Source organism: Paenibacillus rhizophilus (genome assembly GCF_003854965.1).
Lineage (GTDB): Bacteria > Bacillota > Bacilli > Paenibacillales > Paenibacillaceae > Paenibacillus_AQ > Paenibacillus_AQ rhizophilus.
The window spans coordinates 771643-797989 of the sequence record NZ_RQPI01000001.1; the positions used below are offsets into that span (position 1 = coordinate 771643).

21 protein-coding genes and 2 pseudogenes are annotated in these 26347 nt (G+C 47.9%); 18 read left to right on the forward strand and 5 right to left on the reverse strand.

The window, feature by feature from the left end; all coding sequences use genetic code 11:
- Window positions 1-118 precede the first annotated feature (118 nt).
- Both EH198_RS03605 and EH198_RS03610 read right to left on the reverse strand, forming a co-directional pair.
- Window positions 119-1045 (reverse strand): response regulator, encoded by a 927-nt coding sequence (locus EH198_RS03605; RefSeq protein ID WP_124694161.1) that lies wholly within the window; start codon window positions 1043-1045, stop codon window positions 119-121.
- A gap of 4 nt (window positions 1046-1049) precedes the next feature.
- Entirely contained in the window at window positions 1050-2237 is a 1188-nt protein-coding gene (locus tag EH198_RS03610; RefSeq protein WP_342772020.1) for a sensor histidine kinase, read from the reverse strand.
- A gap of 311 nt (window positions 2238-2548) precedes the next feature.
- On the opposite strand from EH198_RS03610, the gene EH198_RS03615 reads away from it, so the two are divergent.
- Both EH198_RS03615 and EH198_RS03620 read left to right on the forward strand, forming a co-directional pair.
- Window positions 2549-3823: a cation:dicarboxylate symporter family transporter gene (locus tag EH198_RS03615; protein ID WP_124694162.1), complete on the forward strand. Its 1275-nt coding sequence runs from the start codon at window positions 2549-2551 to the stop codon at window positions 3821-3823.
- Window positions 3824-3923: 100 nt separating this feature from the next.
- Window positions 3924-4859: an aromatic acid exporter family protein gene (locus tag EH198_RS03620; RefSeq protein ID WP_185702735.1), complete on the forward strand. Its 936-nt coding sequence runs from the start codon at window positions 3924-3926 to the stop codon at window positions 4857-4859.
- A 57-nt stretch (window positions 4860-4916) separates the two neighbouring features.
- On the opposite strand, the gene EH198_RS03625 is transcribed toward EH198_RS03620, so the two are convergent.
- The 3 genes from EH198_RS03625 to EH198_RS03635 form a co-directional block, all read right to left on the reverse strand.
- The gene (locus tag EH198_RS03625; RefSeq protein ID WP_124694164.1) at window positions 4917-5885 is read right to left on the reverse strand and encodes a cation diffusion facilitator family transporter; all 969 of its coding nucleotides are present in this window, start codon (window positions 5883-5885) and stop codon (window positions 4917-4919) included.
- Window positions 5886-6096: 211 nt separating this feature from the next.
- A complete protein-coding gene (locus tag EH198_RS03630) occupies window positions 6097-7695 on the reverse strand; it encodes a DUF4179 domain-containing protein (RefSeq protein WP_124694165.1) in 1599 nt (532 codons plus the stop codon).
- Window positions 7664-8245 (reverse strand): RNA polymerase sigma factor, encoded by a 582-nt coding sequence (locus EH198_RS03635; RefSeq protein WP_124694166.1) that lies wholly within the window; start codon window positions 8243-8245, stop codon window positions 7664-7666. Before EH198_RS03635 ends, EH198_RS03630 begins: the two co-directional genes overlap by 32 nt.
- Window positions 8246-8562: 317 nt before the next feature.
- Between EH198_RS03635 and EH198_RS25275 the strand changes: the two genes are divergently transcribed.
- From EH198_RS25275 to kdpB, 16 genes and pseudogenes are all read left to right on the forward strand, one after another.
- The gene (locus tag EH198_RS25275; RefSeq protein WP_281277986.1) at window positions 8563-8697 is read left to right on the forward strand and encodes a hypothetical protein; all 135 of its coding nucleotides are present in this window, start codon (window positions 8563-8565) and stop codon (window positions 8695-8697) included.
- Window positions 8691-9011: pseudogene (locus EH198_RS03640) on the forward strand (polyprenyl synthetase family protein); the annotation flags it as partial. The gene EH198_RS25275 and the pseudogene EH198_RS03640, both read left to right, overlap by 7 nt.
- Before the next feature lie 234 nt (window positions 9012-9245).
- Window positions 9246-10685 carry an FTR1 family iron permease gene (locus EH198_RS03645; RefSeq protein WP_246014077.1) on the forward strand — a complete coding sequence of 480 codons (1440 nt, stop codon included), beginning with the start codon at window positions 9246-9248 and terminating at the stop codon, window positions 10683-10685.
- Between the two features lie 21 nt (window positions 10686-10706).
- Entirely contained in the window at window positions 10707-11429 is a 723-nt protein-coding gene (locus tag EH198_RS03650) for a hypothetical protein (RefSeq protein WP_124694167.1), read from the forward strand.
- A gap of 244 nt (window positions 11430-11673) precedes the next feature.
- A complete protein-coding gene (locus EH198_RS03655) occupies window positions 11674-12390 on the forward strand; it encodes a hypothetical protein (RefSeq protein WP_124694168.1) in 717 nt (238 codons plus the stop codon).
- Between the two features lie 376 nt (window positions 12391-12766).
- Window positions 12767-14244: pseudogene (locus tag EH198_RS03660) on the forward strand (Lsa family ABC-F type ribosomal protection protein).
- An 84-nt stretch (window positions 14245-14328) separates the two neighbouring features.
- Window positions 14329-14670 carry a hypothetical protein gene (locus EH198_RS03665; protein WP_124694169.1) on the forward strand — a complete coding sequence of 114 codons (342 nt, stop codon included), beginning with the start codon at window positions 14329-14331 and terminating at the stop codon, window positions 14668-14670.
- 354 nt (window positions 14671-15024) lie between these two features.
- Window positions 15025-16035 (forward strand): bile acid:sodium symporter family protein, encoded by a 1011-nt coding sequence (locus EH198_RS03675; RefSeq protein ID WP_185702736.1) that lies wholly within the window; start codon window positions 15025-15027, stop codon window positions 16033-16035.
- Between the two features lie 270 nt (window positions 16036-16305).
- A complete protein-coding gene (locus tag EH198_RS03680) occupies window positions 16306-17148 on the forward strand; it encodes a GNAT family N-acetyltransferase (protein WP_185702737.1) in 843 nt (280 codons plus the stop codon).
- A 284-nt stretch (window positions 17149-17432) separates the two neighbouring features.
- Window positions 17433-18350: a cation diffusion facilitator family transporter gene (locus EH198_RS03685; protein WP_124694172.1), complete on the forward strand. Its 918-nt coding sequence runs from the start codon at window positions 17433-17435 to the stop codon at window positions 18348-18350.
- 136 nt (window positions 18351-18486) lie between these two features.
- A complete protein-coding gene (locus tag EH198_RS03690; protein ID WP_124694173.1) occupies window positions 18487-21144 on the forward strand; it encodes a sensor histidine kinase in 2658 nt (885 codons plus the stop codon).
- Window positions 21137-21853 (forward strand): response regulator, encoded by a 717-nt coding sequence (locus EH198_RS03695; RefSeq protein ID WP_124694174.1) that lies wholly within the window; start codon window positions 21137-21139, stop codon window positions 21851-21853. The genes EH198_RS03690 and EH198_RS03695 overlap by 8 nt, the downstream gene beginning before the upstream one ends.
- A gap of 218 nt (window positions 21854-22071) precedes the next feature.
- Window positions 22072-22368 (forward strand): hypothetical protein, encoded by a 297-nt coding sequence (locus EH198_RS03700; protein ID WP_246014078.1) that lies wholly within the window; start codon window positions 22072-22074, stop codon window positions 22366-22368.
- A 136-nt stretch (window positions 22369-22504) separates the two neighbouring features.
- Window positions 22505-22585 (forward strand): K(+)-transporting ATPase subunit F, encoded by an 81-nt coding sequence (kdpF, locus tag EH198_RS25450; RefSeq protein WP_084266517.1) that lies wholly within the window; start codon window positions 22505-22507, stop codon window positions 22583-22585.
- Between the two features lie 30 nt (window positions 22586-22615).
- Window positions 22616-24286 (forward strand): potassium-transporting ATPase subunit KdpA, encoded by a 1671-nt coding sequence (kdpA, locus tag EH198_RS03710; RefSeq protein ID WP_185702763.1) that lies wholly within the window; start codon window positions 22616-22618, stop codon window positions 24284-24286.
- A 25-nt stretch (window positions 24287-24311) separates the two neighbouring features.
- Entirely contained in the window at window positions 24312-26339 is a 2028-nt protein-coding gene (kdpB, locus tag EH198_RS03715; protein ID WP_124694176.1) for a potassium-transporting ATPase subunit KdpB, read from the forward strand.
- Window positions 26340-26347: the final 8 nt, after the last annotated feature.

The window sequence follows — 26347 nt, forward strand, 5'->3', positions numbered from 1 at the left end:
ATCGTCATAAACCAGATAAACCAAAGAAATCCGCGCTCAGCGCGGATTTCTTTTTGAAAGATAAGAATTTACAGTTTCACGGTCGTACATGGCCTAATAGAGGAGGGTGGAAGTTTAATTAACTCATTGACCGTTTCGTTTCCACATAAAGCACCTGGATAAATTTTTTCGTGTTGATCCGCACCTGGGATTGGGAAGGCTCCACCTCATTTTGCAGCTCCAGCATCCGTTTACGGATTTCAGTGAAATCGAAAAATTTCGAAGCATAATTCTCGAATTTCGGATGCGAGTAATCGGTTAAGCCGAGAGAGGCCACATGAGTAAGCGTTTGAAAAATAGCCCGGCGCACCCGCTGCTCCGAGGCCTTGATTTCCTTGTTCAGCTCAGCGGGGGACGCCCGGTGGCCGAGTTTTTTTGCGGCGATGCTTGTAAAAATATCTTTAAGTGAAGGGAATGCAAAGGAAGAATCACCCGTTTCCGAATCAAGCTGATACAGAACCTCCAGCATCTCTAATACGTCTTTGCTTCCCGCTTCCCCGATCATTCCCAGTTCAGACAGCATAAAATGGCCGGATGTCACGATTTTGTTCTCTGCATCCGATGTCCGCTGGTTCTTTGGCGAATTCGCGATCTGCAAGCCTTGAATCGTTCTCTGGATATCGCTCATCGACTTTTGCAGCCGCAGATGATCCATTACTTTACGTATGACCTCCAGAATCTCCAGACGGTTAATCGGTTTGGTGATATAATATTGGACCCCAAGCGAGTAGGCCTCGCCAATCATATCCTTCGATTCAATTTGGGAGAGCATAATGATTTTGCCGCTGAAATCCTGCCCAATTGCCCGAACCGTCTGGATTCCATCCCGAATCGGCATCAATAGATCAATCATCAGAATATCGACTTTCTTCAGTTCAAGCAGATCATGACTTAGATTTGAGCCGTCTTCCAGTTCGCCGACAACTTCACCGATTCCGAAGTCTTCAATGATGTCAGCCAACATGGAACGAACTCCCTCATCGTCATCTACGATAAAAAATCGCATGCTGTCATCCTTTCTGGGTTAACGGATCGATCGGAAGCAGCAGAGTAAATACCGTTTCTCCGCTTTCCGGGTCATCCTGCAATTCAATATTCCCCTGAAGCTCCTCTACGACCTCACGGATATAATACAATCCCATTCCTGTTGAGGGTTTTCCTGAAATATCATACTTTGACGTGTATCCCGGTGTAAAGACCAGCTTCTTCTTTCTGTCTTGGATACCCGGTCCGTTATCGCGGACTTGAATGTGAATCCTGTCGTCCGTACGGTTTATCGAAATGGCAATAGTCCCTTCCTTGGAAATGGCTTCTACCGCATTGGCCGCCAGATTGTTCATTAAAGATAACAGGGTGTACACATGCAGGGGAGGAAACGTATCGTTCACCTTGATGTTAAATTGAATCGTTTTGCCTAAAGCTGCCGCGTATTTGTCATTCGTCCGGACAATGAGCCGCGCGATGTCCAGAGGTTCCATATAGTCAGACGGCCCTTCGTCCGAGATCAGCTTGGAAAGTCCGGCATGGATTCGCTGGTTATCTTTTTTGATCTCATGGACCTGCCCCGAGAGGCTGAGCGCTTTCCGCGCCAATGGGTCCAGCTCGTCCAGGGAATGAACTTGCTGCAATTTACGGTACAATTCATAGCAATCTCTCGTTATATCTTCCGCAAATTGCATCGTTTTTCTAAGCTGGACCGACTCTTCATATAAATTCGACACGAGCAGAAGAATACGTTCCTTTTCTTTGCGCTGCTGCTCTTCGGCGAAGACCGACTGGCGCAATTGAATGAGATTGAAGAAACCGAGCACAAAAAAACTGCGAATGACCGCGATGACCAGCAGCTTGCCTAATACTGCTAAATTGATCTGGTCCATTTCATTAGCATGACGAACGGAGAACTCAACCAGATTGGCAAAGATTTCGGTGAAGATGCTTAGAACCCCGACCCGCACCGGCCGGTAAGGAAGCTGGTTTAACTGAAGGAGCTGGAATAATGCCGCATACGCCAGGTAATAAAAGAACGCCGGAAAATGCTTCAGATACAGCGTTTCGATGGAAACATCCGCCGGAATCAAGGAATCCAAAAAGACACGGAAGGCGACAACGGCAATGCCAACCAGGAATCCGGATAAGGCAGGGGGGATTCTTTGAATCCATAACAGGAAAAAGAAAAATATGGGAATACCTAAGCTCACGCGAAATTCATCTTGAAAAGGAAAGAATTTTAATTCGCCGGCCAGTGGTACCGCAATAAGCATAAGGACGAACGCAGCGATATTGGTTTTCAACACGAAACACTTCCAAATCTGTAAGAATGATATTTGTAGGATGGTTCATATTGTAGCATCAAATGGGCCGCTTTTATGCAGTTTTCTAACATGTCAGTTTAAATCACATGATTATAATTTTTTTGTCCATTTTTGTAGATTTCAGTAGATGCCGGTTTACGATGTAAACACTAATGTGACCTATAATAACATCTTGAAGAATTAAGGAGTGTGATTCGATGAAAAGAATAGGACTGGCCTGGCAAATACTGATCGGACTCGCTTTAGGGATTGCGGCGGGCGCATTGTTTTACGGAAATCCCTCAATTGAAAAATTTCTTCAGCCCATTGGCGATATCTTTATCCGGCTGATCAAAATGATCGTCGTTCCCATTGTTGTATCTTCGCTTATTGTCGGCGTGGCGGGAACCGGGAGCGTCAAGCAGCTCGGTAAATTGGGCGGCAAAACTATTCTCTATTTTGAAATTGTAACGACCGTCGCCATCATCGTCGGACTGCTCGCAGCCAATTTGCTGAAGCCGGGAACGGGAGTGGACATGTCTCATCTGGCCAAAACCGATGTTCATAAATACATGAATTCCGCGGAAGCAGTGAGCAGCCACGGCTTTGCCGATACGTTTGTAAACATCGTTCCAAGCAATATTGTCGATGCCCTCGCAAGAGGGGACATGCTGGCGATCATCTTTTTCTCCGTCATGTTCGGTCTTGGTGTTGCTGCTATCGGAGATAAGGGTAAGCCGGTGCTCCAGTTTTTCCACGGGGTCATGGAGGCCATGTTCCAGCTCACGAATCAAATTATGAAATTTGCACCGTTTGGCGTCTTTGCATTAATCGGAGTTACGGTTTCGAAATTCGGGATTGCTTCCCTTATCCCTTTGGGCAAGCTGGTGTTCGTGGTCTACTTATCCATGGCGTTCTTTGTGATCGTGGTACTCGGCCTCATCGCCAAACTGTGCGGGACCAGCATTTTTGCCATCGTCAAGCTGTTGAAGGATGAGCTGATTCTTGCCTATTCGACCGCAAGCTCCGAGACCGTCATGCCGAAAATCATCGAGAAAATGGAAAAGTTCGGTTGTCCCAAAGCGATTACCTCTTTCGTCGTTCCCACCGGCTATTCATTTAATCTGGACGGATCTACGTTGTATCAGGCGCTTGCGGCGCTGTTCATTGCGCAAATGTACGGAATCGACCTGCCGCTGACCGCTCAAATTACTTTGATGCTCGTATTGATGGTCACCTCCAAAGGAATCGCGGGCGTACCGGGCGTCTCGTTTGTGGTCCTGCTGGCAACGCTTGGGTCTGTGGGGATTCCGCCCGAAGGACTGGCCTTTATTGCCGGAATCGACCGGATTTTGGATATGGCGCGAACCGTCGTGAATGTGCTGGGCAACAGCCTGGCCACCGTGGTTATTTCCAAATGGGAAGGTAAATTTGACGCCGAGCGAGCGAAGAAGTATTTGAAGTCCAGACAATCCGCCCAAGACGCCGCCTAAACTGAAAAAGGTAAAGGAGAAGCGTGATGAGTCCACAAATCGAGGCGTCGAAATGGAGAGGATGGATATAGCTAACGGAATGCTTCGGTTAAAATGGAGGGTGCCCACGTTAAAAATCGGGCTGAGGACACTCAAAACGGCGGTTGGTGTCAGCCTCTCCGTCATGGTGTCCCAGCTATTGCAGCTGCAGTATTTTTCTTCGTCTGGCATCCTTACGCTATTGTGCATTCAGAAATCACGCCGTAAATCCATACAAGCGGCGGTGAGCCGTTTTTTCGCTTGTATTATTGGCATGTTTTTCGCGACAGGAGTCTTTTTCATCTTTGGGTATTTTCCCTATTCGTTTCTGATTCTGATGCTGCTCTTTATCCCGTTATGCGTCCGGCTTCGGATTCAGGAGGGGATTGCCAGCAGCTCGGTCATCGTGATGCACGTCTATATGCATAAGGAAGCGTCGCTTGCGTTTTTTGCCAACGAGTTTCTCGTGATTCTGGTAGGCCTCGGCACATCGCTGATCATCAACGCATATATGCCGAACATCGAGCGGCAGCTGAATCGCTGCAAGGAAGAGGTCGAGCTGCTGTTCCAGGCTCAATTGCAGGAAATCGCCGCTTATTTAAAGGATGGGAACAGGCCTTGTGATGTCAAAGCCATGCAGCGGCTTTCGGATGTGTTCAAGAGGGCCAAGTCTCTGGTGCTGCTCTATAACGAAAACCATATTCTTGGCAAGGACGAATTGTATTCTCCCTATTTTGAGAAGAGAGAACAGCAGTACGAGGCACTGGCCCGGATGATGCCTTACGTATCCCGGATTACCGTTCAGATGGAGCAGCGGGAGAGAATCGGCGAATTCCTGCTCACTCTGAGCAATAGTCTCCTCCAGTCCGGATGGAGTCCGGGTCTACATGAGGATTTATGTAAAATAAGACAGTATCACAAGCTTCTTCCCATGCCGGAGTCCCGTAAGGAATTTGAGGACCGTGCAAGCTTGTTCGTCGTAGCCAATGAGTTGGAGCTTTTCCTAAAAGCCATTTAGTATTATTGTTAGAGGCATGTCTGTGTCCCGGGTTTCCGGCATAGGCATGTCTTTTTATTAATATAAATCACATTGCAACAGAATAGATGTTTCGATTTGAATCGTAGTGTGCGAGATTCCAAACGTTTCTTCGATGCACTTGATAGCCGCCTGCAGGATCTCTTGATTATCAGCTTGCACATCAACTATTAAATGGCAGGTTAGCGAATCTCGCCCTGAAGTTATCGTCCAGATGTGAAGGTCATGCACATCGTTTACCCCTTGGATTGTCAACAGCGTTTGTTTCACTTTACCCGAATCAATGTTAAGCGGCGTGCCTTCCATCAATACATGTACTGCCCACCGGATGACGCCCCAGGCGCTTTTGAGAATAAGCAGAGCAACAATGACACTGATGATGGGATCGGCCACATACCAGGAAAACAGCAGCATCAACAGGCCGGCAATTATGGCACCCACTGAACCAAGCGCATCACTGAGTACATGGAGGTAGGCACTGCGGATGTTTATATTATTTTTCACATCCCCTTTACGCATTAAGAACCAGGCGCTAAGCATATTGGCAATCAATCCAATACAGGCGATCAGCATCATCGATCTGCTCTGTACCACAGGCGGTTCCAAGAAACGCTGGAATGCTTCCCAAATAATAAAGCCCGAAATGACAAACAAACTCAAGCCGTTAAATAGCGCAGCTAAAATCTCTAAACGAAGAAAACCGTATGACTTATTGGAAGAGGCGGGTTTCACTGCAAGCCACATGGCCAACAGGCTCATCGCCAGCGCAGCCGAATCACTTAACATATGGCCAGAATCCGAAACAAGCGCCAAACTGCCGGAAACCAATCCTCCAAAAAACTCTAACAGCATGATACCGGTCGTAATAATAAATGCGATCATTAGTCCTGCTTTATTATTGGGGCCATGATGATGCACGGGACCGTGGGAATGATCATGAGTAGAGTGATTATTTGCGTGGTCATGGTTATGTTCATGATGATGGTGAGCATGCTGATGTTGTCCCATAAAAATCCTCCTTGATATAAACATATGAGCAATTGTTCATATATAATATACGATGGCTTCCCACAAAAAGGCAAGATGACATTTGACTTCATTAAAAAAACGAGCTGTCCCAGCCAGATGTAACTGACTAGGCACAGCCCATTTTTTTATTGAATCACTAACGCCATGCTGCTGAGAAAGTGAGAATGGAAATATAAATATCTTTTAACGCCTAATGCCGCTCGATCTGTGGCAACTCGAAACTCCAGTTCACATCGGTATACTTCTTGTCGGTTACGTTTCGGATGAGCGTTAGCTTCTGTGGCATAGCAGTCATGCCTAAAACATCGAGATAAGACTTAGAGTTTACTCCTTCCTTCGGTTCATCAATGGTTATGGTGTTACCGTTCCTAACATTTCCTACAAAGTAAACTTTATATTCCTTACCGGATTCATCCCGTGCGATCCAGCGATCCTCATTAAAGCTGTTAACAACTTCTCCGCTGACTGTAATATGGCCCGAGAGTCCCGGCTCGTTTGAGCTTTTTTCAATATCCATCGCATGTATTTTGAAGATATCGCCTTGCGCTTCCAAAACTACAGGTTGCTCTCTAAGCTTCTCTGGACGAAAAGTAACAGAATCCTCAGATTGTACCGGGATAGAATAACTATCCAATACAAAGCGAACTTTCATGCTATCGTACGGAAGATATGAGAAGGAATAAGTCCAGTGCTGTGTCCCAGTCTGTGCATCTTCTGTCGCAAAGTGGTTCAGGTAAACATCCGGGGGGAAGCCGGTATAGCTTCCTGGGCCGTTAACTTTGGAGAGAATACGCCCGTTCTCATCTTCAAAATGGTAGTTAAGCATGAGTTGCTTGCCGAGACCCTTGGTCGAGAGGGCAGACGCTTCATCTGTAAGTGAGGTGTCGAATTGCAATTGGGCGCCGATAGGAGTATGAACAAGCTGCCGCATGTTAATTTTTAGCCCTGCTGGGGTGGTATAGGAATCATCCAGAGCATTCGTTGCGGTCAACTTCTTCGACTTGGTCATATCGGCCGTGTAGGAAAAACTCCATTTTCCCGAAACCGGCTCCGTACCAACGTCACCGACATACAGCTTTTGAACGTTTCCCTCGATGATTACGTTATCCCCCGGCGGCCGGGAGAATACGTAAGTTAACCACAACTTTTGAGATTTCTCATTGTTGGATCCATGTTCCAGTGGAAGTTTTGAAAGATAATATCCTATTTCTTCACCGTCTTCATTTAGAATACGCAATTGCTGATTGTCGAACCTACTTTTTGTCCACCCTTTGTCCGGCCGTCCTGATTCATCAGTAATTTGCAGAGACAGCACCAGTCTTGAGGAGTCGGCAATGACGTCTTGCAGCGACAGGGTGTACCCCTTGTCACTTACTTCCACACTAGGCTGCTGTACTATTCCAAGCGCTTGCGCTTCAGCAAGGCTGTTATCGACCCATTGAATAACTTGCAGAGGAGGTCTTTGAGACAACTCAGACACGGGCTTCGGGACTAAGGAAATAGGTCGAGTCGTCCCGAGGGCGGACAGTATTGAAATTATTAGAAGTGACATTGCACTTGCTACTAGAGCGGCGCTACCCCAGAGAATGCTGGGCCGCAAACGATGATTAACGCGCATTCTGTACCAATCCCGCGATCTGCGGGGAGCAGGCAGCATCTCTGTATGCCGGAGATTCTCCATCACTTGCTCCGTAAATTCATCGGGAAGCCTTACGGATGCGTATATTCTGTGCAGTGGAAGTTCATCTTCCACCATGTTATCTAAATTCGTGTAATGCCGATTTTTCATGAGAAGCCTCCTTTGGCTGCAGCCATAATTTTCTCAGCTTTTGTCGGGCTCGATAGAGCCGGTTTTTGATTTGATGCATGGGCATACCCGTAACTGTGGATATTTCCTCGTAGCTCAGATCTTTGGTATAATGCAGCAGCAGTACGATCCTGTACCGGCCCGGTAATCTGGAAAGCAGTTTGTGTAGCTCAATTTCGCTTTCCTTACGCATGTACATCTCTTCCGGAGTAGGTGCCCCATCGATTTGTGCCATCGTCGGGTTACTTGCAACGCTAAAGGTTTTCCGCCGTTTAACGTCCCTGAAGCGGTTGACCGCAATGGTGTACAGCCAAGCGGCAAAGCTTGATTGGCTGTTGTGACCGTTGAGCTTCTGGTAGGCGTTGATAAAAGTCTCTTGGGCTATATCCTGGGCATCCTGATGGCTCGCACCCATTCCCAGCAACAGAATGTATAATCCGGACTTGTATTTATCTACCAGCGCCGCAAATGCTTCACGATCCCCATTCAGCACCCTGCCGATAATGATTTCATCGTTAACCTTATCCGTCATTAAGTGCCTCCAAACTTATTTATTTACTTATAAGACGAAGCGGAGGCTGATCACTTCTAACTTTTCCGCAAAAATTTTAAAAATGGCGCGTGACAGCATGTCTAATAACGGAACCCAATGATCGTCTCGTATTTCATATAAAGTTGAGTTTAACATGTTTTGGAATATCCCTATAAAAAGGAGAGTATTTCCGTGGTCATATCTAAGAAAGAGAACCTCATAACGATTTAGTAACCAAAAAGACTTTTTCACGTATTTAAAATTATGAACATGCGGCGATTTAACAAAACAGTAGTAGAGGTATGAACCTTATGAGTGTGAAATTTACAAATTATGCCGATACAGGATATCGGCTAGCTGAGCAGAAGGCGGCTCAGTATTTTTCTTCCTTATATGGGCAGGTGAAGGAGAAGACGTATGTCACTGTCCTGACCGAAGACATTCGCTGGTGATGCCGGCCATACTTGCTCAGGTGGAGGACCAGGATATCGCGGCATTGAAGAAGTTCGCCTATCATGCTGGTATTGCCTTTCAGATTAAGGATGATTTGCTAGATGTGGAAGGAGATCTGCTTGTACTTGGCAAACCTACCCAGCAGGATTTGGATAATAACAGTTCGACTTTTGTAACCGTCCTTGGTCAAGATGGCGCCCGAAAAGAGATGTGGGAGCACTACTGCTTGGCCGCTGAGGCTTTGAGAGAGGTGCCTCGGAATACCGCGTTTTTGAAGCATTTGCTGGATTATTTGGTGAATCGGGACCGTTAAAATCTTATAAATGATGAAGCTGGACAGGATGCTACTCCAAAGCGGGTAGTTCCTGTCCTTTTTTATCTTTGAGGTCATGTACGTGTGAGACTAGAAGACAATATTTATCTTCAACGGGGATTGACCTGAGAAACATTCTCAAGTAAACTAAAGCGAGATCGGTAATAATAATCATTCTCAATATGAATATTAATGAAATGAGGCTAACCGTTGCATATATTAAGAATAACAACGTTGTTAATTCCGCTTTTAATTGTCCTGGTATTCCTGCCAAAGCAAGTGGCTGCTGCGAGTCAAGGCGTGGAGAATATGAAGCAAGCCATAAATAAAATTGCTCAAGCGATAGATTTAGCCAAACAGGATCTAAGCAAAGCGAAGCCAGTCTACGAGCAATTTCACGATCAATGGATGGACGAAGAGGATAGTGTTAAATCAGACTCCCTGGCCGCCTATAAGGACATCGAGACTCAAATGGGTCAAGTTGAATATGAACTGTTGGTAAATAAGCAAGATGAAGCCATCACGGCGTTGGTGAGCCTGCAGCAAGTGCTCGACAAGTACACAAATGGTCAATATGCAAATGTCGAAAATGTAAAGGAAACGGATATCACGCTTGCCGGATTCGTAAGCCTCCTGGAGCAAACTAAAAATGCTGTTCAACAGCAAGACCAAGTTTCATCGCTTAACGCGATTAGCGAGGTACGGGAGAGTTGGCTCAGTGTGGAGGGGAGCGTGGTCGCCCAGTCTTCAACGGTTTACAGTAATACAGAGCGTGATATGGTTGTCGCAAACGCAATGATTACTGATCATAAGTATGAAGATGCATCAAGCCTTTTGACCGATATGATTACATACCTTACCCCGCTCGCACAAAAATCAACCTATACACTATGGGATGCGGCAATGATTCCAATCCGTGAGGGGCTGGAGGCTCTGCTTGTGGTCGGCGCTCTTCTTGCCTATGTAAAAAAATCGAAAGATCAAAAGGGCAAGTTGTGGATTTGGGTTGGCGTTATCGTTGGGCTTATTGTCAGTGCGGCGCTTGCCGTTATTGTGAAATATGTATTTTCTTCCGGGGCATTTGGAAATAACAACTTCCTGATTGGAGGGTGGACCGGCCTGTTTGCGGCTGTAATGCTGCTTTATATGAGTTACTGGCTGCATAGCAACTCAAATTTAAACCAATGGAATACGTATATCCAGGAAAAAACACAAACGGCGTTAAGCACCGGTAATATCGTATCTCTTGGTATCCTGACCTTTCTGGCGGTGTTCCGCGAGGGAACCGAAACGGTTCTATTCATTATTGGCATGGCAAATCAAATCAGCGCTCAGCAGCTTTTACTCGGGATATTAGTTGGGTTCGGTGTCCTGGGCGTTGTCGCCTTTATCATGCTGTATATCGGTGCAAAGCTTCCAATCCGGCCATTCTTCCTTATTTCAAGCTTAATCGTTCTTTATCTCTGCATAAAGTTCGCCGGTCTTGGCATCAATAGTCTGCAGCTAGCGGGTGCGATCCCCACGACAAATAGTGCGGTGCTTCCCAGCATTAGGCTCCTTGCATTCTTCCCTTCCTGGGAGAGTGCAATCCCTCAAATCCTAATCATTACAGTGGCCATCATTGTCGTGGTAAGGGGCAAAATGAAGAGTCCAACTCGTACATCCAATACTTAATATAATCTGGGGGTCGTAAAAATGAAGAAGCAAGTTGTGCTTTCCGTTGTTGCATTAACTGTATGTGTTACAATTCTCTCCGCCTGCGGCACAAAATCAAACGTAGAGGGAGCCTCCTCGGCACAAGAAAAATCAGCAATAGAGGTGTCGGTGAAAGATGGGACGGCGGAACTGCTTTCGACTGCAAAACAATTGAAAGAGGCTGCTGATAGCGGAGATCAAGCGAAAATAAAAGAAGTAGGACCTGAACTTGAAGAAGTATGGGCCACATTTGAGGATGGGGTAAAACCGAAATACCCGGACCTCTATGACCAAATAGAGAAAAGTCTTAACCCGGCTGTTGCCGCAACAAAAGCAGCGACGATTGATAAAGAGGCGGTGTTGAAAATTGATGAGCAACTTATTCAAACGCTGTTTGAGCTTTCCGCCAAACTGATTCCTGCAGAAGAGATCAAAGCCGGTTCGAACCAAATGCTGACGACTACCGGACAAATTAAAAATGAAATAGCGGCTGGCAATGATGCTAAAGTGAAAGAACTTGTACAAACCTTAGAAGATAACTGGAAAACGTTTGAAGATGGCGTACCGCCGCACAGTACCGAGCTTTATGAAGAGATTGAAGAGAGTCTGAATCCGGAAGTTGCCGGCTCGCAAAAGAGTCCAATCGATAAACAGGTCCTGACTGGGCTTAACGATCAGTTGACAAAAGCTTTGAACGAATTGGTTCAGCACATTGAGAAATAATACTTCAATTAGATTCTGCGTCTATTCACCGCGTTAGCGTGAGGAAGATCGCCAATTACCTGGCCAAGCTGGCTGGGTAGGGTGATCTTCTTCTTTTTGAAATGTTTTTTGATTGAATGTGACCGTTCAGGCTTTGACGGCTGATGTAAAATTTCCGTTTCTAGGCAAAGTCGGCCCTCCTTCGCAACTTTTCGGGTTCAAATGGGTTAAAAAGGGGCAAGAGTAAGTAATAAGGAGGGGACTTATGAACATCTCAAGAAATATCGGAGGGACAGCGCTGTTGGCTGCCATGCTACTGCTTGCAGCTTGCAGCGGGACACCTGAAGCTGTACAGGAGCCGCAGCAGACGCAGGAAACGCAGGAAACGCAGCAGTCACAAACGCCCGAGACCGAGCAGCCCCGGGAGACAGCATCATCAACTCCATCTGAACAGCCGCAGGATCAGGAAGGACTTCCGCCAACGGCTCAGGAAGCAGCAGCAACAGTTATGACTGCACTTAAGGAAAGTGATATGAGCCAGCTCGCGGCATGGGTACATCCGGAAAAGGGAATCCGGTTCTCCCCGTACGCTTACGTTGATACGGAGAATGATATTGTGGTCACCAAAGATGAAGTAGCGGGCCTCATGAATGACTCCACGAAGCGGGTATGGCGTACGTTCGCCGGCTCGGGAGAGTTAATCGACATGTCGTTTGCAGATTATTACAAGCAGTTTGTATACGATGCGGACTTCATCAAAGATGGCGAAATCGCAGTGAATAAGGTAATTGGGAAAGGCACGACACTTAACAACTTAACCGAAGTGTACCCTAGAGACAGCTACGATTTCGTGGAGTACCACATCGCCGGCATTGACCCTGCAGTTGAAGGGATGGACTGGCGCAGTCTGCGTCTTGTCTTTGAGAAAATCGGCGAAGACCATGCGCTTGTGGGCATCATACACGACCAGTGGACGCCATAACAGTAATAAACGGCGGAAACCCGGCAGCGGAGCAGCTGAACCGGCGATACGTGGCACGACGATCACTCACTCAACCTTTTCGTAAAATTCGCCATGTTGAAATTATAAAGTGGATATGGTAATACACACCTATTTAATGAATGGAGCTGAAAAGGATAATGTAATAACTTTCTTGCTTAAGAATGGAAAACAATCAAGCGAAATCTTTTCGCGTGTTTTTATTCTTTGTTTTGCAAGAATGTTACTGGACCTTTTTAGCTCAGACGATATCCCTTATCCTTACCCCTTGGCGGGCCGGATTTCTGTATCTATTTGAGCTGCGAGAAAGTAACTTTCTTGCGGTTTTTTCTATTTTTGGATACAGGGGGATGATTTCATGTCATTAATCAATGTTACGAACCTGACGTTTGCCTATGAGGGCAGCTACGATAACCTGTTCGAGAACGTAAGCTTTCAAATCGACACCGATTGGAAACTGGGCTTTACGGGAAGAAACGGGAGAGGGAAAACCACTTTTATGAACTTGCTGCTCGGTAAATACGAGTATAGCGGAAACATTTCGGCGAATGTCCGTTTTGAATATTTTCCGTTCCAAGTTGAGAACAAGGAGAATCTTACCTTTGATGTCATTGAGGAGATTGTTCCGGACTATCTTCATTGGAAGTTACTGCGTGAGCTTTCATTGCTGAACGTATCGGAGAATGTACTGTACCGGCCCTTTGATTCATTGTCTAACGGAGAACAGACGAAGGTGCTGCTGGCTGCATTATTTTTGAAGGAGCATAGCTTTCTGTTAATTGATGAACCTACAAATCACCTGGACATGGACGCGAGAAGGATTGTCAGTGATATCTGAGCAGCAAAAGCGGATTTATTCTGGTGTCTCACGACCGGTCGTTCCTGGATAACAGCGTGGACCACATTCTTGCCATCAACAAGTCCAACATTGAAATTCATAAGGGCAATTTCTCGGACTGGTGGGAAAATAAACAAAGACAGGATCGCTTCGAGCTGGCAGAGAACGACAAGCTGCGAAAAGATATTAAACGCTTATCGGATTCGGCCAAACGAACGGGCGGCTGGTCCGACGAGGTTGAAAAAACGAAAAACGGCACAAGAAATTCCGGTTCCAAGGTAGATAAAGGGTACATCGGCCACAAGGCTGCCAAAATGATGAAACGCTCCAAAACGATGGAGCACAGACAGCAATCGACGCTGGAGGATAAGTCCAAGCTTCTTAAAAATGTGGAAAGCTCAGACAGCCTGAAGATGTCACAGCTTGTCTATCATAAAAGCCGGCTTGCCGAGCTTGACAAGGTATCGATATACTACGGCGAGAAGCGGGTATGCCAGGATATTAGTTTTACGATTGAGCAGGGTGAACGAATCGCGCTCTCAGGGAAGAACGGCTCCGGAAAATCGAGCATACTCAAGCTGATTTGCGGCGAGGATCTAAGCTATACGGGCGCGTTCAGAAAGGGAAGCCAGCTTAAAATATCTTACGTTTCCCAGGACACCTCCCATTTACAGGGCGATTTATCGGATTACGCCAGAACCCACGGGATTGATGAAAGCCTATTTAAATCGATTTTAAGAAAGCTTGATTTTTCGAGAAATCAGTTTGAAAAGGATATTTCCGCATACAGCGGCGGCCAAAAGAAGAAGGTGCTCATTGCCAAAAGTCTTTGCGAACACGCTCATTTGCATATTTGGGACGAACCGCTGAATTTCATTGATGTAATCTCCCGCATGCAAATTGAAGAGCTGCTGCTCGAACATTCGCCAACGCTCCTTTTTGTGGAGCATGACCGGGAATTTTGCAACAATATTGCCACAAAAGTGATTGAACTGTAACGGCATTCTACGATCATGGATTGCGTATCGCAGCGCCAAGTGATATTTTGTTAAAAACCATACTTGGTAAAGGAGGCGAATGATGTGATCAATAAAGGGGAGTTAGACCGCTATTACACCCTTTCGGGCAAACGCAAGATGCTGTCCCGGCAGTTCGAAGAGGCTCTTCCGAGGTTTCATTCGCATGCGGAGGCGAGAGAATATCTGAAATCGCTGTTTGGCGAAGATTTCGTATACCTGGGATCGCAAGAGGACGAAGACGATGATCAAATCGTATATTGTTACACCATTATCCATGACCGCCACGCTTGGGAAGAGGGCACAAGGAAGATGAAAGAGACCGGATATGCGAGCGGATCGGACTTCATTCATTCGTCCCAGGATATTCAGATCTATGAGAACGGACGGATTTGGCTGGTCTACTAATCATCAGTAGTCGGGTGTCACGACCGAAAATCGCGTTCAGAATTTCCTGGACAGCGACCGCGCTCCTTGGTACAACCATGTTAACATCACTGCCCACGAACAGGGCGGACACTTCATCCCTTGGGAAATTCCGGACAAATGGGTGGAGGACCTGCGCCGAACCTTCCGCGGGCGAAGGTGAGTGTCAGGTTTTCACCACATAATGGTGCGTAACAACATCCTGTCGCAGTCTTTGGACAGGATGTTGTTTTTTGCTGTATCAGCCTGTGAGTAGCGAAGTAACTTTTTAGTATTCTTCAATCAGCAAAAAAGTGGTATCATCCGGTTAATTGACCAAGGAAGTAAATGGAGGAAATGAATGATGAAAATAGGAACGAACCCATGCTGACCACCGTGAACCGGATGTTTGACCGAATCATGCCATGGATTACCCCCTCGAGTCTGATTGCCGGTATGCTGTTAACCGTATGGTTAAAGCCATACGGCTATTTATCCATCTGGCTGTTCGCCTTTATGACACTGGCGGGTAGTTTGGGGACGAGCTCCAGAGATTTCGTCCGGGTGTTCCGGCGGCCGGCGCCGATGTTGTGCGCTCTGATTCTTCTGCATTTTGTCATGCCGCTCATTGCATGGCTGCTCGGGATGGCGCTCTTTGGCGGGGATGTTGAGACGATTACCGGCCTGGTGCTCGGAACCGCCATTCCGACAGGCGTTACGACCTTATTCTGGGTAGCGCACAAAGGGGGAGACGTAACCTTGACGATTGCGGTTATCCTGCTGGATACGCTTCTCGCACCGTTCGTCGTTCCAGGCATGCTGTCTCTCCTGTTCGCTTCGGAGGTGCACATCGATGCGCTCGGGATGTTGTGGAAGCTTCTGCTCATGATCGTGTTTCCGTCGCTGCTTGGCATGTTCATCAATCATGTGACCAAGGGACAGGCTGAACGGATATGGAAGCCCCGGCTTGCGCCATTTTCCAAGATTGCACTCGGAGGAGTCGTTGCGCTGAACGGGGCATTCGTTGCCCCGTTCTTCATTCATTTTGAATGGAAGCTTATCGGGATTCTCGCAACCGTGATTCTTCTGACACTCATCGCCTACTTCTTCGGCTATTCGACAGGGCGATGGGGGTGGAGGAAGGACACCGGAGTCACGATTTCGCTGACTTATACGGTTGGAATGCGGAACATAAGCGCTGGAGCAGTAATTGCGACGACGTTCCTGCCGGCCGCTGCGGCACTGCCCGTTGTTCTGGCCATGCTTGTTCAACAATTGATGGCATCCATAGTAAGCAGCGTGCTAAGCAAATTAACGGATTTCAAGCTGATCGCCACCGATAGCTACCCATTGGAAAAAGTAGAGTAGAAGATTCAAAGACACAAATAAAATATTTTGCGTCGACGGAAGAGATTCAAAGTGTTAAAATATTCTATATTTTTACTCGAACCGGAAAATGGAAATTCGAAGGAGTGCTTGACGGGGAATCCGGCGTGATACAGTATTTAACCTTTTGGTGACCGGTTTATGACCGTTCCCTCATGAATGGCTGCATCACGGCTCCTTGCGTTCCATTTCCAAATGATACTTCCGCTGGCTGTTTCACCAGACAGTCGCAAAAAAGAGGAGGGCATGGTGATGATTGAACTCGCGCCCGAGGATTATTACAAGGCGTTTCCGCTGCTTGACCAAGTGAAAATTAACACAATGTTTGCCGAAGTGGTGTTGAGGAACCATATTCCAGGCCGTGTCTATGTAGATTCCCGGGAGAATCCCCGTGCATTTTATGTGGCTCATCCCTATAGAATGTCACTGCTGTTCGGTGATTCGGGAGATGATTCATTCACCCACGGACTATATGATTACATAACCAATCAATCGGCTGCCAGACATCAGATGGAATGGCTGCAGGCCGATCCGGCCGGAGAATGGAGCAGGGTAATAGATTCTATGCTAGCCTCCCATAACAGCAGCCTTGAGGATCACGGCTTGTCGCCCGATGACTTGGAAAACAAAAAGATTCAAAGAAACACCAGAGTCAACTTCAGCTTTGACCGTGACGCCTACCTGGATGCGAAGCAGAACTTTCCGAGGCACGAAGAGCCGGTAGTCAGTTTGACCAAAGAATTGTTTTTTGCCCAAAGTGGATCGGTAGTTCCCCGTTTCTTCTGGCGGGATGCCGAGCATTTTGCCGATAAGGGCGTAGGTTATTCCTTGCTGCGGGAGGGAGAAGTCGCTTCCACCTCATTTTCGGCCTTTCTGTCGGCCAGTCAGCTTGAGATTGGAATCGAGACGTCAGATGCCCACCGGGGACAAGGATATGCCATCTCCGTATGCTCTGCGCTAATCGACTATTGTCTGGAGCGTAATCTGGAGCCGGTATGGGCCTGCCGACTGGAGAACCAAGGATCTTACAATCTGGCGCAAAAGCTCGGATTTCGGCCGTCGGTCATTTTGCCTTATTATCGTCTGCCTGTATAACGAGCTGACGTGGTGCAATAACTATGACAAAAATCATGAATTTATTTATTGTATTGATTATCAAACCATGTTATAATTTTAAAATTGCCAAAATGATTGAAATGTGGTGCTTTTAAATGAACGTATCCGACAACACAAAATTATATAAATTCCAAAGTCCTAAACCCTACGCGGTTTAGGACTTTTTGTTTCCTTGGAGCAAAAAATATGGTGCAGGGAATTTTTTATGCATATGGACAATCGGGTAAGACATGTCTTGGAGAATAAAAATGGGGGGCTTCTTTATGACTATTCAGAGCCGATCAACAAATATTATAGCAATCTGGATCAGTTTAATTAGTAATTTGCTATTAACGGGTATCAAAATCATTGTGGGCGTTTTATTTAACAGCCAGGTATTAATAGCCGATGGCGTACATAATGCAGGGGATGTAATCGCGACAATAGCTGCACTGGGGTCTGCGCAGGTTGCCAAGAAGCCTAAAGATCTGGATCACCCCTACGGGCACGGCCGTGCAGAGATCATCGGTTCCGCAATGGTAGCGATCATTATGTTATTTGCGGCTTTGTTCATTGCTTACCATTCCATAGAGTCCTTTTTACATCCTGCTGCGGAAGCAAGTTATATTGCGTTAATTGCCGCGGCCATTTCTCTGATCTGGAAGCAATGTCTGTACTTTTACTGTATGCATTTTGGACAAAAAGAAAACAGCAAAAGTCTAATCGCGACCGCCTACGATCATTTAGCCGATGTGTATGCATCGATTGCGGCCGTTGCAGGAATCGGAGCCGCGCTGCTCGGCGAGAAATACAGCATTGGAATACTCAGCTATGGCGACGCGTTGGCCGGTATTTTAGTTGCATACTTTGTGATCAGGCTTGCGTACCACATGGGCAGGGAAGCTGTGGATATCTTAATGGACAAATTGGTAGCACCGGAAAAGCTTGTGCAATACGAGGAGCTTGTTTTTTCGGTGCCGGAGGTTCGGCGTATTGATCGTATCCGGGCAAGAGAGCATGGAGCTTATGTAATCATCGATATACGTGTCGGGATTCCCGGGCATTTAAGTGTACAAGAGGGGCATGATGTATCTCGCAAAATAAAACAAACCATTATGGAGCGGCATGATAATGTGCAGGAAGTATTAATCCACATCAATCCGTGGTATGAGGAAGAAGACGCCGGTTTACTGGCAAAATAGCTTTCATTTTTCTCTCCGGCAGTCTTAATGCAATCTTAATGCTTACGCTCGATGTCGTAATACGATGCTGATTTTGCACATGCTATACTAACACCTGAAGAAGAGAAAATAAGGATTATCGGAAAGCGGGCTTGTAATGGAAGGCATACCGGCAGAAAAAAAACGGGGAAAGCTGAATATTTTCATCGGTTACGCACCAGGCGTCGGCAAAACTTATGCGATGCTCAGCTCCGGCAAAGAGGAACAAAAGGACGGGATCGATGTTGTCGCCGGATTCATTGAATCCCATGACAGACCCGATACGATGGCTCTCCTGGAAGGATTGGAGCTATTGCCCCCCTTGACGATTTCCGGCGCAGGAGCCGCGAATCAAGAATTCGACTTGGATCATGCGCTCCAAAGAGCTCCGGATCTTCTTTTATTGGACGATTTGGGTCATACCAACGCCGCCGGATGCCGCCACAAAAAAAGATATCAGGATGTAGAAGAATTGCTTAGGGCGGGGATTCATGTCTATACGACGATTAATATTCAGCAGATTGAAAGTCTGACGGATATTGTCGCCTCGATTACCGGAATATCCGTTCACGAACGCATTCCTGACAGTGTGTTTGACAGCGCGGACCAGGTAAAATTGGTCGATATCGAACCGGATGATCTAATCGATCGTCTCCATAAGGGGAAAATCTATCGCAGTGATGAAGCGGAACGAGCGCAGACCCAATTATTTACCAGGGAAAAGCTGACCGCCCTTCGTGAAATTGCTCTCCGCAGTACGGCAAGACAGCTAAACCGCATAGCCATCCAGATCAGTGAACAGGCCCAAAGAGAGGAATACGATACGAAAGACCATATTCTGGTCTGTCTCTCCCCGGCTGTTTCCAACAAAAAAGTGATTCGCACCGCGGCGAGAATGGCTGAAGCGTTTCACGGCCGTTTTACCGCATTGTTCGTGGAAACTCCGGAAACGATGGCGCTGACCCCTAAAGACAAAGAAGAGCTTCGGGGTAATCTGAGGCTTGCCGAGCAATTAGGCGCCCAGATTGCGACGGTGTACGGGGAAGATATACCGGGACAAATCGCCGAATATGTCAAGACCAGCGGGGTATCCAAAATCGTGCTGGGACGGTCGGAGAACAAAAAGAGAGGATTAGCAAAATCCAATGTGGTGGATAAGCTGACCGTGCTGGTTCCCAATATTGAAACGTACATCATTCCTTACTCTCAGCCTTCCAGCCCCAGGAAATTTCACCTGAATGCCAAACCGCTCTATCTTTCGGCGTCGGATATAGCAAGGACCACGGCGATTATCGCGGGCTGCACCATTATCGGATTATGTTTTCAATACTTCGGTTTAAAAGAAGCGAACATCGTTACGGTGTATATTCTCGGCGTCCTGCTGAACGCCATGATAACCAAAGGCAGGCTATACAGCGTCTTTTCGTCGGTCTTGAGTGTACTTGTGTTCAATTTCTTTTTTACGGAGCCGTATTTTTCCTTAAGAGTCTATGATTCCGGTTATCCGGTTACCTTTCTGGTCATGCTGGCGGCCTCTTTCCTGACGAGCACCTTAACCATGCGGGTGCGGGACCAAGCGAGGGAATCCGCGCAAAAGGCTTATCGCACAGAAGTGCTGCTCGAGACAAGCCGAAAATTGCAGCAAGCCCAAGACTTCCCGGCAATTATTGATGAAACGGCCCACCAGATGGTGAAGCTTTTGAACCGGACGGTCATTTTTTATTCCGTTCAGCAGAAGGGGTTGTCCGCACCGGTTATTTTCCCAAAGAGAGATTCCGGGAGCATCCCAGCGGTCTATACGGATGAAAATGAACGTGCGGTTGCTGATTGGGTGTATAAGAATAACAAGCGAGCCGGAGCGACAACCGATACATTTTTTGGCGCTCATTGTCTCTACCATGCCGTGCGCGGCGGAGATACGGTTTTTGCTGTGGCGGCCATTGTCATGGATCAGGAAGAACCTCTGGACGTCTTTGAAAAAAGCTTGGTGATTGCGATGCTCGGAGAATGCGGGCTTGCCCTGGAGAAGGAAAGACTTAACAGGCAGCAGCAGGAAATCATCATGCAAATCCGGCAGGAACAGCTCCGCGCCAATTTGCTCCGGGCCATTTCTCATGATCTGCGGACTCCGCTCACCAGCATTTCCGGCAATGCGGGCATACTGATCGGCAATTCTCAAGTGCTTAGCGAGGAACAGAAAAAAGGTTTATATACGGACATCTACGACGATTCCATGTGGCTAATTAATTTGGTGGAAAATTTGCTGTCGATCAGCCGGATTGAGAACGGTTCGATAAATCTGAACCTGCAGGCGGAACTCATCGAGGAGGTCATTTCCGAGGCCCTGCAGCATGTAAACCGCAACAGCGTGAAGCATAAAATCCAAACGAACGTTGAGGACGATTTGCTTATGGCCCGGGTGGATTCCAGGCTGATCGTACAGGTATTGATCAATCTTGTGGATAACGCTATCAAGTACACCCAAGAGGGTTCATGCATTACGCTTTCGGCAAGACGCGACGGGCAAATGGTACTTATAGAAGTGTCCGATGACGGTCCGGGTATTTCGGATGAAGCGAAGATCAGGTTATTCGAGATGTTTTATACTGGAGATAATATTCGCGGAGACGGGCGACGCGGCTTGGGTTTGGGGCTTGCTCTGTGCAAATCAATCGTAAATGCCCATGGCGGCACTATTGGTGTAAGAGATCATTTTCCGAAGGGAACGATATTTTATTTTACCCTTCAGGCTGCGGAGGTGAGTGTGTATGAATAAGCCTTTCATTCTGGTCGTGGAGGATGACAAGCCTATCCGAAAATTGATAACGACCACACTGGAGACACAAGGGTATAGATATCACACGGCGGATACAGGTGAAGTATCTATTATTGAGGCCATTTCCAGACAACCGGATTTGATCATTCTCGATCTGGGGCTCCCGGATATGGATGGAGTAGATATCATAAAAAAAGTTCGGGATTGGTCGAATGTTCCCATCATCGTCGTCAGCGCGCGAAGCGAAGACCGGGACAAAATCGAGGCTCTGGATGCAGGGGCGGACGATTACCTGAGCAAGCCCTTTAGCGTGGATGAACTGCTGGCACGGCTTCGGGTAAGTCTTCGCCGCATCCGCTTTAACAGTGATAAGCTTCTGAAGGATGCTTCCCAGTTCATTAACGGACCATTAAGAATCGATTATGCGGCGGGATGCGTTTGGCTGGATGAAGAAGAAATTCACCTCACGCCAAGCGAGTATAAGCTGCTGTGCTTACTGGCCAAGAATGTAGGCAAAGTGTTGACGCATAATTATATCCTGCATTCGATCTGGGGCAGCCATCCCTACGATGTGCCCGCCCTGCGTGTATTTATGGCGACGCTGCGAAAAAAAACCGAAAAAAAATCCGCACAGCCGAGGCTGATTCAAACGCATATCGGTATCGGTTACCGTATGCTTCAGGTTGGCGATGATTTTAGCGACAGATAAGCAAAATGAATCGAAATAAGTTGAAAATGAACCATAATCGACCATGCTCTTTGGGAGCGTGGTTTTTTTATGCGATTTGAAATCTTAAGACAATCTTTATTCTATCAAGAAACCTCTAATCCTAAACTAACGGCCGGAGTGTTACGCTGATATCGGAACTAGATAGAAAGGATGGATACAGCATGAATGGGCTTTTCAAAGTGGCGGGGGTAATTTTCATGGCGCTGGTAATACTATACATCGCAAAAAAAGTATCGGTATACCGGGGCATGGTTAAGCCAACTGCAAGCGGAGGTTATGAAGATTACGCTGTTTATCACGCAGCCCAAAAGTTTGCTCAAGGAGCGTCTCTTGACGAAATTCGGGACATTCTGCTGAGCAGCTATGAGTTTGATCAGCAGCGGATCGAGGAGACAATGCGTTTGGCGCTTCCTCACCGAAGCGACGGCGACGGAGGCTACCGCGCTTTTATTAAGGCCGTAAACCAGGTGCTGGGAGAAGAGATATACGACTGATATCTTAGTGTTTTGGAGGAGGAAGGGTTACTGTGCTGGATCTTTATATGATTGTCACCCTATTGCTGCTTGTCGTACTCATGATTGGACTTTGCAAATGGGCATCCAAGACCATTGATGAAGGAAGTGACCGGGGATGATCTGGGGACTTGCTGTTATCATAGCTGCGCTGCTTGTATACCTGACCTACGCGCTTATTAACCCGGAAAAGTTTTAGCGAATGACTTCAGGAGGGATTCCCGTGACCATGATTTCTTTAGCTGCAATTGCAGTAACTTTATTGATAGCCTTGCTGCTTGCCCGCCCCGCAGGGCTCTATATAGCACAAGTGTTCAACTACGAGAGAACAGGACTTGACCGCTGGTTCGGCTGGCTGGAGAAGCCAATTTACGCGCTCGGAGGAATACGAAAGGAGGACCAAAGCTGGAAGCAATATGCCATGGCTCTGCTCCTGAGCAATTCGGTCATGATCCTGCTGGTGTACCTTATCTTCCGCTTTCAGGGAATGCTGCCGCTGAACCCAGGCGGGATTGCATCAATGGAACCGACCCTGGCGTTTAACACGGCGATCAGCTTTATGACCAACACGAATCTGCAGCATTACAGCGGCGAAAGCGGATTGTCGTATTTGTCGCAAATGGTTGGCATTATCTTTATGATGTTTACCGCTCCCGCTTCTGCCCTGGCTGGCGCCATCGCTTTCATTCGTGCTCTTTCCGGAAAGCCGCTTGGGAACTTTTTCGTAGATATGATACGGTGCATTACACGCATTCTTCTGCCGGTTTCCTTTGTGCTGGCGGTTGTGTTCGTGGCGATGGGCGTTCCGCAGACGCTGGAACCGGCAGCGGTTGCCCGAACGATGGAAGGCGCGGTCCAGGAAATTGCCCGAGGTCCTGTGGCGTCGTTTCTGTCGATTAAGGAATTCGGAAATAACGGCGGCGGTTTCTTCGGGGTAAACTCGGCCCATCCGTTTGAGAATCCGAGCGGATTCAGCAATTTTCTGCAAATTGTGCTCATGCTGCTGCTTCCGGCTTCGCTGCCCTTTACTTACGGGAAAATGGTGGGTAACAAGAAGCAGGGACGCGTGTTGTTCGTTTCAATGTTGATGATGTTTGTTGTTCTTCTTGGCGTTTCCCTGACAAGCGAGAATACGGGTAACCCAGTGATAAATGCTTTGGGCATCCAGCATGCGCAGGGTTCGATGGAGGGCAAAGAGGTGCGCTTCGGTGCGGCCGAGTCCGCCCTGTACTCGGTGGTCACCACCGCAACTGAAACCGGATCGGTGAACACGATGCATGATTCCCTGACTCCCATAGGCGGTCTGGTCGCCATGGGAAATATGATGCTCAACACGGTCTTTGGCGGAGTGGGAGCCGGATTCATCAATGTACTGATGTACGCGATGATCGCGGTCTTTCTGTCCGGCCTCATGGTCGGCCGAACGCCGGAGTTCCTTGGGAAGAAGATCGAGGGCAAAGAGATGAAGCTGATTGCGGTCACGCTGATTATCAGTCCCCTGCTGATTTTGCTGCCCACGGCGCTGGCTTTGTATGCTCATCCGGATACCATTTCCAATCAAGGATTTCACGGGCTGTCCCAAGCCTTGTATGAATTCACTTCTTCGGCGGCCAACAACGGTTCCGGCTTTGAAGGGCTTGGCGATGCGACACCGTTCTGGAATATTTCCACCGGCATTGTCATGTTTATCGGACGCTACTTCCCGGTCATTACCATGCTGGCTGCAGCCGGCTCGCTTGCCGCCAAGAAGAGCGTACCCGAGACGGCGGGAACGTTCCGGACAGACAATATTTTGTTCGGTGCCGTATTTATCGGCGCCGTACTGATCGTCGGAGCGTTAACGTTCTTCCCGGCCGTTGCGCTGGGACCGATTGCTGAATATTTAACGCTGAAGCCATAGAGCGGACCCGGATGGAGGAGAAAAAATGAGCACCCGTAAAAGCACATTATCAAGAGAAATTGTCAGTCAGGCCGTTAAGCAGGCCTTTATCAAACTGGACCCGCGCATCATGATGCGAAATCCGGTCATGTTCGTGGTGGAAGTCGGATTTCTGATCACCTTGTTTTTGCTCTTTGTTCCGAACGCTTTTGGCGGAACCGTATCAACCGGCTTCAACGCCTCCGTGGCCTTGGTCCTGCTGTTCACCGTGCTGTTCGCCAATTTCGCCGAGGCTCTGGCCGAAGGACGAGGCAAAGCGCAGGCCGATTCGCTTAAGAAGACCAAGAAAGAAATTTCGGCCAATAAAGTGACAGGACAAGGCGTCAAAACTGTCTCGTCCACAGAGCTGCGCAAAGGCGATGTGGTCATTGTAGCCCAGGGAGAGATGATTCCGGGCGACGGTGAAGTCATTGAGGGATTGGCGTCTGTCGATGAATCGGCGATTACCGGGGAATCCGCACCGGTGATTAAAGAGGCGGGCGGCGACTTCAGTTCGGTGACCGGAGGCACCCGGGTCATCAGCGACCAGATTAAGGTCCGCATTACCAGCGATCCCGGAGAATCCTTTCTGGATCGGATGATCTCCCTGGTCGAAGGGGCGAAACGGCAAAAAACGCCGAATGAAATTGCGCTGAATACCGTTTTGGTCAGCCTGACCATTATTTTTCTGCTTGTTGTCATCACACTGCCTTTCTTCGCGGATTACCTGAATATCCGGCTGGAAATTCCCGTGCTGATCGCACTGCTGGTCTGCTTGATTCCCACAACGATCGGCGGCTTGCTCTCTGCAATCGGGATTGCGGGCATGGACCGTGTCACCCAGTTCAACGTTCTGGCGATGTCAGGCAAGGCCGTTGAAGCGTCTGGGGATATCAACACGATTATTCTGGATAAGACGGGAACAATTACGTACGGCAACCGGATGGCCAGCGAATTTGTTCCGGCCGAGAATTACAGTGCTCAGGAAGTGGCGGTGTGGGCGGCGATCAGCTCGGTCAAGGATGAGACTCCGGAGGGACGCTCCGTACTGGAGCTGCTGAACAAACAAGGGCTATCGTTCCCTGAAAAATTGGCGGAAGGCGCTGAGTTTATCGAATTCAAAGCGGAAACCCGAATGAGCGGCGTCGATTTGCAGGATGGGCGGAAGATCCGCAAAGGAGCCGTGGATGCCGTGAAGGGGTGGGTTGCCGATCAGGGCGGCTTCATTCCGAAAGGATTTCAGGAAAGCAGCGATGCCATCGCCTCTGCCGGCGGAACGCCGCTCGCCGTAGCCGTCGATCAAACGATCTACGGTCTCATCTATCTGAAAGATACCGTTAAACCTGGGATGAGAGAACGGTTTGACCAAATGCGGAAAATGGGCATCAAAACGATTATGTGTACAGGCGACAATCCGCTGACGGCCGCTACAATTGCCGCGGAAGCAGGGGTGGATGCCTTTATTGCCGAAAGCAAGCCGGAGGATAAAATCGCCGTCATTCGCCGGGAACAGGCGGAAGGGAAGCTTGTCGCCATGACCGGCGACGGAACGAACGATGCACCCGCACTGGCGCAGGCGGATGTGGGGATTGCCATGAACAGCGGAACGGTTGCCGCCAAGGAGGCGGCCAATATGGTCGATCTGGATTCGGACCCCTCCAAAATTATTGAAGTAGTGTCCATCGGGAAACAGCTGCTCATGACGCGCGGAGCGCTGACTACCTTCAGTATTGCGAATGATATCGCCAAATATTTTGCGATTATTCCCGCGATGTTCATGGTGGCGATTCCGGAAATGAAAGTGCTCAACATCATGGGGCTGCATTCTCCGCTGTCCGCCATCTTGTCAGCGCTCATTTTTAACGCGATCATTATTCCGCTGCTGATTCCGCTGGCGATGAAAGGGGTCGCCTACAAACCGATGAGCTCTTCAAGACTGCTGAGCCGCAACCTGTTTGTTTATGGCCTCGGCGGTGTCATCGTACCTTTTATCGGCATTAAGCTGATTGATTTGCTTGTTCAATTTATGGTGTAGGAAGGGCG

Bases quoted from the DNA above. Each gene is read 5' to 3' on its own strand.
- EH198_RS03700 (WP_246014078.1), top strand. From the start codon at position 22,072: ATGGCGCTGGTAATACTATACATCGCAAAAAAAGTATCGGTATACCGG.
- EH198_RS03635 (WP_124694166.1), bottom strand. From the start codon at position 8,245: ATGACGGATAAGGTTAACGATGAAATCATTATCGGCAGGGTGCTGAAT.
- EH198_RS03690 (WP_124694173.1), top strand. From the start codon at position 18,487: ATGGAAGGCATACCGGCAGAAAAAAAACGGGGAAAGCTGAATATTTTC.
- EH198_RS03695 (WP_124694174.1), top strand. From the start codon at position 21,137: ATGAATAAGCCTTTCATTCTGGTCGTGGAGGATGACAAGCCTATCCGA.
- EH198_RS03680 (WP_185702737.1), top strand. From the start codon at position 16,306: ATGATTGAACTCGCGCCCGAGGATTATTACAAGGCGTTTCCGCTGCTT.
- kdpA (WP_185702763.1), top strand. From the start codon at position 22,616: ATGATTTCTTTAGCTGCAATTGCAGTAACTTTATTGATAGCCTTGCTG.
- EH198_RS03605 (WP_124694161.1), bottom strand. From the start codon at position 1,045: ATGCGATTTTTTATCGTAGATGACGATGAGGGAGTTCGTTCCATGTTG.
- kdpB (WP_124694176.1), top strand. From the start codon at position 24,312: ATGAGCACCCGTAAAAGCACATTATCAAGAGAAATTGTCAGTCAGGCC.
- EH198_RS03675 (WP_185702736.1), top strand. From the start codon at position 15,025: ATGAATGATGAAAATAGGAACGAACCCATGCTGACCACCGTGAACCGG.
- EH198_RS03650 (WP_124694167.1), top strand. From the start codon at position 10,707: ATGAAGAAGCAAGTTGTGCTTTCCGTTGTTGCATTAACTGTATGTGTT.
- EH198_RS03655 (WP_124694168.1), top strand. From the start codon at position 11,674: ATGAACATCTCAAGAAATATCGGAGGGACAGCGCTGTTGGCTGCCATG.
- EH198_RS03625 (WP_124694164.1), bottom strand. From the start codon at position 5,885: ATGGGACAACATCAGCATGCTCACCATCATCATGAACATAACCATGAC.
- EH198_RS03615 (WP_124694162.1), top strand. From the start codon at position 2,549: ATGAAAAGAATAGGACTGGCCTGGCAAATACTGATCGGACTCGCTTTA.
- kdpF (WP_084266517.1), top strand. From the start codon at position 22,505: ATGATCTGGGGACTTGCTGTTATCATAGCTGCGCTGCTTGTATACCTG.
- EH198_RS03630 (WP_124694165.1), bottom strand. From the start codon at position 7,695: ATGAAAAATCGGCATTACACGAATTTAGATAACATGGTGGAAGATGAA.
- EH198_RS03685 (WP_124694172.1), top strand. From the start codon at position 17,433: ATGACTATTCAGAGCCGATCAACAAATATTATAGCAATCTGGATCAGT.